Source organism: bacterium (genome assembly GCA_036524115.1).
Taxonomy (GTDB): Bacteria; JAUVQV01; JAUVQV01; order JAUVQV01; family DATDCY01; genus DATDCY01.
Window position 1 is genome coordinate 1 of record DATDCY010000244.1, and the last position, 7,910, is coordinate 7,910.

General features: G+C 73.5%; 6 protein-coding genes and 1 pseudogene. 4 read left to right on the plus strand and 3 right to left on the minus strand.

What is annotated here, in order from left to right; translation table 11 throughout:
* Positions 1-683, minus strand: a pseudogene (locus VI078_11905) (glutamate--tRNA ligase family protein).
* A 1,008-nt stretch (positions 684-1,691) separates the two neighbouring features.
* Between VI078_11905 and mfd the strand changes: the two are divergent.
* On the plus strand, positions 1,692-4,742 hold the full coding sequence (gene mfd, locus VI078_11910; protein ID HEY5999984.1) for a transcription-repair coupling factor: 3,051 nt from the start codon (positions 1,692-1,694) through the stop codon (positions 4,740-4,742).
* Between the two features lie 29 nt (positions 4,743-4,771).
* On the opposite strand, the gene VI078_11915 is transcribed toward mfd, so the two are convergent.
* Together VI078_11915 and VI078_11920 are read right to left on the minus strand one after the other, a co-directional pair.
* The gene (locus VI078_11915; GenBank protein ID HEY5999985.1) at positions 4,772-5,572 is read right to left on the minus strand and encodes an MBL fold metallo-hydrolase; all 801 of its coding nucleotides are present in this window, start codon (positions 5,570-5,572) and stop codon (positions 4,772-4,774) included.
* Positions 5,573-5,596: 24 nt separating this feature from the next.
* Complete coding sequence (locus VI078_11920) at positions 5,597-5,971, minus strand: cyclic nucleotide-binding domain-containing protein (protein ID HEY5999986.1); 375 nt, start codon at positions 5,969-5,971, stop codon at positions 5,597-5,599.
* A gap of 106 nt (positions 5,972-6,077) precedes the next feature.
* Between VI078_11920 and VI078_11925 the strand changes: the two genes are divergently transcribed.
* From VI078_11925 to VI078_11935, 3 genes are all read left to right on the plus strand, one after another.
* On the plus strand, positions 6,078-6,599 hold the full coding sequence (locus VI078_11925) for a glycine/sarcosine/betaine reductase selenoprotein B family protein (protein ID HEY5999987.1): 522 nt from the start codon (positions 6,078-6,080) through the stop codon (positions 6,597-6,599).
* Between the two features lie 54 nt (positions 6,600-6,653).
* Complete coding sequence (locus VI078_11930; protein HEY5999988.1) at positions 6,654-6,881, plus strand: hypothetical protein; 228 nt, start codon at positions 6,654-6,656, stop codon at positions 6,879-6,881.
* Positions 6,882-6,909: 28 nt separating this feature from the next.
* The coding region (locus VI078_11935) for an aldo/keto reductase (protein ID HEY5999989.1) at positions 6,910-7,910 on the plus strand (1,001 nt) is incomplete at its 3' end.

Below are 7,910 nucleotides of genomic sequence, written 5' to 3' on the forward strand. Positions count from 1 at the left end.
GGCGTCTGCGTTTGGCCCGTCAACATCACGCGCAGGGGCATGGCGAGCTTGGGCATCTTCAATCCGTGCTTGCCGATAACTTCCTTGATCGCTGCGCTGATGGCGGTGGTTTCCCACGCAACGGTGGAGAACTGTTGCGCGAGGTCGCGCATGGCAGGGATGGCCTCCGCGGAAAGTTGCGCGTCGAGCAGGGCTGCATCCGGGTGCAGGTCGATGTAGAACACCTCGGCTGCATCGGCCAGTTCGTTCAGCGTGGCAACGCGCTCTTTATATAAAGCGCAGACGGAGGACAGGGCAGGGCTGTCGCTGACCTTGATGCCGCGTGCTTCGAGGCGCGGGCGCACCATGTCAGCCAGGCGGTCGTTGTCGGTCAGCTTGAGGTAATGGTTGTTCAGCCAGTTCAGTTTTTCGGTGTTGAACTGCGCCGCGGAGGGCGTGATGTGGTCGAGGTCGAACCACTGGCAGAACTGCTCAACCGAGAATACTTCCTCGTCGCCATGCGACCAGCCCAGGCGTGCCAGATAGTTGATGACGGCCTCGGGCAGGTAGCCGTCTTCATCGTACTGCATCACGCTGACCGCGCCGTGGCGCTTGGACAGCTTGGTGCCGTCGTCGCCCAGGATCATGGAAAGGTGCGCGTATTGCGGCACGGTCGCGCCCAGCGCCTTGAGGATGTTGATCTTGGCCGCCCCCGGCCAGCCACGCGACGCGCCCGCGCGCCTCCCCCGGCGCTGCGCACGCCAGGCCGGCCACTGCGAGCACCGCCATCGGCCAGCCGACCACCTCGTCGGCGTGGCGCAGCACGCGGGCCGCCCATGCCCAGACCGACCGGATCGCTTCGCCGCCGTCCGCGACCGTGCCCGAGGATCGCCGCAGGAACTGCTCGAAGAGCGGGCGGAACTCCCCGCCGTACGCAGACCACATGAACAGCAGCAGCAGAGCGCAGCCGACCGCGGCCCCTGCCGCCAGGGCACCCGCGGCGCGCCGGTTCCGCGAGACCCAGAGATAGACCACGCCGACCCAGGCGAAGACGCTGCCGGCCCAGCTTGCCAGCGGGAGGAACAGGCCAATGGCCAGGATCCCGTCGATGACGCGGCGCGTCGGCTCCCGCCCGGTCAGGATCACCAGCGCCAGGAGCATCGCGATCGTCAGGGGCTCGTGCCCCGGCATGCGGCCGTAGAACGAAAACGCGGGCATGGCCGCCGCGAACAGCCAGAAGAGCGGGCCCGCCTCGGCGGCCGGACCCCAGCGCAGATACAGGGCGACGAGCCCCGCCAGCACCAGCGCGAGCACGGTCGCCCGCGCCACCCACTCGTGCACGCCCAGCACCGACATCGGCAGCGCGAGCAGCCACGCGATGAGCGGCGGATGGTTCAGGTAGCGATGCAGTTCGACCGGCGGCCCGGCGCCGCCATTCCAGACGTCCACCCCGCCGGTCACCAGCCAACCGAATCGAAGGTGGGCGCGCGCCGCCAGGGCGAAGACCGCCGCGTTGAAGTCGTGGTGGCGCACCCACGGCGTCGCCAGGTGGCGCGCGGCAAGCGCGGTGAAGGACGCGAGACCGACGGCAAGCCACGGCCAGCGGCGCGATCCCCACTCGGGCCGCCACGCCAGCGCCGCGGCCGCCAGGCCCAGCACCAGGAAGGGAAGCCAGAGCATCGGGCGCCATCTTACGCTATCCTCGCCCCCCAATGCTGCTGCCGCGCTTCAGCCGCCTCTCGGGACCCGGCGACGTCGCCGCCCTCAGCGGATCGGCGCGGGCGCTCGCGCTGGCGCGCCTCGATCGTCCGGCGCTCGCGCTCTGTCGCGAACCGGAGGACGTCGAGCGTCTGCACCGGGACCTGCGGTTCTTCGCCGCCGCGCTCGGCGCCCCCGCGCCAGTGCTCGTCCCCGTGCCCGAGCGTCGGCTGCGCGCGGCGCGCGTCGAGGCGCTCGCGCGCATCGGGGCCGGCGACGCGCCGATCGTCGTCGCGGACGAACAGACCGCCGCCGCCCCGATCTTCGACGCCGGCCGCCTGGTCGCGGAGGCGGTCGAGGTGCGCCGGGGCGGCGAGCTCGACCCGGAGTTCCTCGCCGAGCTGTTGGCCGAGATGGGCTACCGGCGCGTCCGGGCGGTGGCCGACGCCGGGGAGTTCGCGCCGCGCCGGGACCGGATCGACGTCTTCCCGGCCGGCGGGGCGCAGCCCGTGCGCATCGAGCACGAGGCCGGCAGGGTGGCGCGGCTGCGCGTCTTCGACGTCGGGACGCAGCTCTCGTTCCGCGAGGAGCCCGCGGTCCGCCTGCTCCCGGCGGGCGAGCCCGAGGGCGGGCCAACGCTCCGCGCGGCGCTCGCCGGCCGGATTCTCGTGACCGAGACCGGTGCGGCGCAGGGCACATCCCCGGTCGCCCCCGTCACGGGCCTCGGCCTGACCGCCAGGGAGCGGCGCGCCGCCGGCGAGGGGCTTCGGGAGCTCGGTGCGCGGCTGGCCGCGGTCGCCCGCGAGCGGCCGGTCCTGGTCGCGGCGGCCACGCTCGGCGAGGTCGAGCGGGTGCGCGACCTGCTCGCCGAGGCGGGAATGACAGTGCCGATCCTGGAGCCGCCGGGCATCGGCGCGCACGCGGGCCCGCTCGCGCTGGCGCACGGCCCGCTCTCCTGCGGCTTTCTCGACCTGGAGAGCGGCTTTCTCGCGCTGACCTCCGCCGAGCTGTTCGGGCCGCGGCCCCCGGCGCGCCCGGTGACGGCGAGCCGCGTCGGCTCCTTGATCGCCTCGCTCGACGAGATCGCCCCTGGCGACCACGTCGTCCACCTCGAGCACGGCGTCGGGCGCTTCCTCGGCGTCGAGCGCGCCGGCGACCAGGACTTCCTCCGGCTGGAGTACGCCGCAGGCGGCCGGCTGCTCCTGCCGGTCGAGCGCATCGACCTGCTGCGCCGTCACAGCGGCGTCGAGGGCGCGCGGCCGCGGCTCGACACCATCGGCGGCACCGCGTGGCGAGCGGCGAAGGGGCGCGCCCGGGAGAAGGTCCGCGAGATGGCGGCGGAGCTGCTGCGCCAGGCCGCGGAGCGGGAGGCGGCGCCCGGCATCGCGTTTCCCCCCGACGACGAGCGCCACCGCGAGTTCGCCGACGCCTTCGGCTTCGACCCGACGCCCGACCAGAGCGCCAGCGCCGAGGCGATCCGCGAGGCCATGGAGCGGCCGCGCCCGATGGACTGGCTGCTCTGCGGGGACGTCGGCTACGGCAAGACCGAGGTCGCGATGCGCGCGGCGTTCAAGGCCGCGGCAGCGGGCAGGCAGGTCGCCGTGATCGCGCCGACCACGGTGCTCGCCGAGCAGCACGCGGACGTCTTCGCGGCGCGGTTCGCGCCGTTCCCGGTGCGCGTGGACGCGCTCACGCGCTTCACCCCGCCCGAGGAGGAGCGCGCGGCCCTCGCGCGGGTGGCCGCCGGGACGACCGGCATCGCCGTCGGGACGCACCGCCTGCTCGGGCGGGACGTCGCCTTCGCCGACCTGGGGCTGGTGATCGTCGACGAGGAGCAGCGCTTCGGCGTCGGGCACAAGGAGGCGATCCGGCGCCTGCGCCCGGGCGTGGACGTGCTCTCGCTCACCGCGACGCCGATCCCGCGCACGCTCTCGCTCGCGCTGGCCGGCGTGCGCGGCATCAGCACCCTGGAGACGCCGCCGGAGGAGCGCCTCGCCGTCCGGACCACCGTCGCCCGCTACGACGCCGCGCTCGTGCGCGAGGCGCTCGAGCGCGAGTTCGCGCGTGGCGGACAGGCCTTCTTCGTGCACAACCGGATCGAGTCGATCGCCCGCGTCGGCCGGCGGTTGCAGCGGCTGCTGCCGGGCCGGCGCATCGGCATCGCGCACGCGCGGCTGCCCGGGGCGGCCCTGGAGGAGGTCATGCACGCCTTCCACGCGGGCGAGATCGACCTGCTGCTGGCGACCGCGATCGTCGGCGCCGGGCTCGACGTGCCGCGCGCGAACACGTTGATCGTCGACCGCGCCGACTGCTTCGGGCTCGCGGACCTCTACCAGCTCAAGGGGCGCGTCGGGCGCGCGGACCGGCGGGCCTTCGCCTGGTTCCTCGTCCCGCACGAGGACCGGATCACGGACGAGGCGCGGGCGCGCCTGGACGCCCTCTGCGAGCTGTCCTACCTCGGCGCCGGCTTCCGGCTCGCGCTGCGCGACCTGGAGCTGCGCGGCGCGGGCGACCTGCTCGGCCCCGAGCAGTCGGGGCACATCGCCGCGGTCGGCTTCGACCTCTACCTCGAGATGCTCGGGGAGGCGGTGGCCGAGCTGAAGGGCGAGGCGCCGGCGGCTCGCGTCGAGCCGGTCCTCGAGCTGCGCGTCGATGCGCACCTGCCGGCCGCGTGGATCGACGATCCGGAGCTGCGCCTCTCCGTGCTGCGGAGGATCGCCGCAGCCCGCGACGCAGCGGCGGTCGCGGACCTGCGCCGCGAGCTGGCCGACCGTTTCGGCCCGCCGCCGCGCGAGGCGCAGCACCTGCTCGACCTCGCGCAGCTCAAGGCGCTCTGCCGCGCCGCCGGCATCGCGCGGGTGGTCGAGACGGGCGACCGGCGCTACCGCGTGACGCCGGCGCTCGAGCGCCCGCTTTCGGCAAGGAGCGCCGCGGCGCTCACCGGCGCGCTCGGCGCGGCGGTGAGCTTCCCGGATGAAGCGGACGTCGAGCTGGACTTCGCGAAGCGCTCCTGGACGGAGATCGTGCGCGCGCTCGGCGGCGTCCTGCCGCTGCTGCGGCCCTGACGCCGGCAGCCGCTGCCGCCCGACCCGCCCTAGTGCTCCCCGTCCTGTTCCGCCGCCGCACGCCGCGAGTAGGTGGCGACATACTTCATGATGTCGCCGAACTCGCTGCGCGACTGCAGCGTGTCGAACAGGTCGCGCGTCTCGACCATCAGGTTCTTCGAGCCCCTGATCGCCCGCTCGAAGTCCGCCGGGGCGTCCGTGGAGATCCGGCCGTGCCCCGGGTACATCTCCGCGACACGCAGGCTGCTGAGCTCGCGCAGCGTGCCGATGTAGTCGCTGATGTTGCCCGAGGGGAAGATCCCCCCGAGCGTGCCCCCGGCGAAGATCGTGTCCCCCGTGAAGAGCAGTTGCCGCTCGGCGTCGTACAGGCAGATCGCCCCGGAGCAGTGCCCCGGGCTGTGCAGCGTCTGCAGCACGCAGCCGCCGAGGTCGATCAGCGTGCCGTGGTGCAGGTGCAGGTCGACGTGGAAGTCCTCGGCCCGGTGCCCGAAGGCCTGGCTCATGAGCACGAACTCGTCCTGCAGGGCGATCTTGTTCGCGGCGCGGTTGTGCGCCGCCACCACCGTGCGTTCGGGGAAGTACGGGACCCCGCCGACGTGGTCGACGTGCTCGTGGGTCAGCACGACGATGTGGACGTCCTCGCGCGAGAGGCCAAGCATCCCGAGTTGCGCCGCGATGAGGTCCGCGTCCGAGGAAAGCCCGGTGTCGACCAGCAGGTTCTTGCGGGCGCCCCGCAGGAGGTAGACCTTGCAGCCGCCGCCCTTGGGACCGCCGAGCTGAAAGACGCCCTCGCGCAGCGCGACCGGCTCCGCGTGCGCACCTCCCGCCACGGCCGATCCCTGTCCCGCCGCGCCCTAGGAGAGGTGGCCGGCGGCCATCTGCGCCCGGAGCTTCAGGCTCAGCGCCTTGAGGACGACGAGCGCGAATGCCGGCTGCTGGCCGATGAGGTAGACGAAATGGGCGTGGTCGATCGCGACCACCTCGGTGCCGTCCTCCGCCGCGACGGCGGTCGCCGAGCGCGGCAGGTTATCCACGAGCGCCATCTCGCCGAAGACCTCGCCGGGACCGAGCGTCCCGACCAGCTCGTCGCGGCCGCGCGTGCGCTTGAGGATGTCGACGCCGCCGGCCTTGATGACGAACATCTCCTGGCCGCTGCCGCCCTCGGCGAAGATCGTCTCCCCGCCCTGGTAGCTGCGCACGAACTTGCCCGCCAACCGGAACCCGCCCATGTCCTCTTTCCTGAGTGAATCGCTGGGGCCGGATCATAGCAGATTCGTCCTGCGAAAGGGCTTGCTTCCCCGGCGCAGGCTTGGAAGACTGTCCGGGAGGCCGAACATGTCGCTGCTGCTCCGCCTGAAGAACCGCTCGCTCGCCGCCCTCGCGACGGCGCTGCCCTCCGTCGGCGAGCGTCTCGCCGCCGGCTACCGCGCCCAGCGCGAGGAGGGGGACGTCCCCTGGGCGCCGCTGCGCACGCCGCTCGCCCGCGCGACGATCGCGCTCGTCACCACCGCCGGGGTGCACCACCGAACGCAGCCGCCGTACGACATGCACGACCCGCAAGGCGACCCGAGCTTCCGCGAGCTGGACCTCTCGCTGCCGCTCGACTCGCTGACGATCACCCACGACTACTACGACCACAGGGACGCGGACCGCGACCTCAACGTGGTCTTCCCCGTGGAGCGGCTGCGGGAGTTGGCCGCGGCCGGCGAGATCGGCGCGCTCGCCGCTCGCGCCTACGGCTTCATGGGGCACATCGTCGGCCGGCACCTCGAGACCCTCAAGCGCAGCACCGCGCCCGAGGTCGCCGCCCGCCTGAAGGAGGCGCGCGTGGACGCGGTGCTGCTCGGCCCCGGCTGAGGGATCTGCAACCAGACCGTCGGTCTGGTCCAGCGCGAGATCGAGCGGGCGGGGGTGCCGACGGTCGGCGTCTCGATCGTCAGGGCGTACAGCGAGGCGGTGCACCCGCCGCGGACGGTCTTCCTCCGCTGGCCCTACGGCCATCCGTTCGGGGAGCCGGGCAACGCGCCGCAGCAGCGCACCGTCCTGCGGGCCGCCCTCAGGGCGCTGGCCGAGATCCAGGTGCCCGGGACCATTGTCGACCTGCCGCTGCGGTGGCGGCGGGAGACCTACAGGGATTGACGGCGCCAGAAACGGAGGAGGGCGCGCGATGTCGATGACGAGGAGGACGTTCCTGAAGGCCGGCGCCACGGCAGCGGCGGCGGCGCTCGCCCACCCCGCGGCCGCCGGCGCGGCGACCCAGCCCCCGCCACGCCAGCGCGTGCTCGGCCGCACGCAACTCAAGGTCTCCGAGCTGGGGATGGGCGTGATGATCACCCAGGACGCGGCCATGGTCCGCGCGGCCCTGGACGCCGGCGTCACGTACTTCGACACCGCCCGCGCCTACATGAGCGGCCGCAACGAGGCCATCCTCGCCGAGGGGCTTGGCGCGCGGCGCAAGGACGTCGTCGTGGCCACGAAGTGCTCGCCGGGCGGGGGCGCCACCGCGGTCGTCGCCTCCTGCGAGCAGAGCCTCGCGGCGCTCAAGACCGACTGGATCGACGTCTTCCAGCTCCACGGCGTCTCCTCGCGGGCCCAGGTGCTCGCGGCCGGGAGCCTCGAGGGCCTGGCCGCGCTCAAGAAAGCCGGCAAGATCCGTTTCGCCGGCGTGACGACGCACGCCGGGATGGTCGAGGTGATCGACGCCGCGATCGAGGCGAAGGTCTACGACACGGTGCTCACGACCTTCAACTTCCGCCCGGCGCCGGGACTCGCCGCTGCGGTGCGGCGCGCGGCCGACGCCGGCGTGGGCGTGATCGCGATGAAGATCATGGCCGGCGGCTACCGCGACGCGGCCGCCCCCGGCCTCAACCCGTTCCAGGCCGCCCTGCGCTGGGTGCTGCGCCAGCAGGGGGTCGCGACGACGATCCCGAGCCTCGTCACGTTCGAGCAGCTTCAGCAGAACCTCGAGGCCGCCGCGGCCTCCTACGGCGCGCGCGACGCGCTGGCGCTCGAACTGTACGCGGCCGCCATCGAGGCGCGCCACTGCCGCGCCTGCGGCGGCTGCGCGGCGCAGTGCGCCCGCGGCGCCGATGTGCCGGCCATCGTGCGCGCGCTGATGTACCGCGAGGGGTACGGGTGCCCCGAGCTGGCCGCCGAGACCCTGGCCGC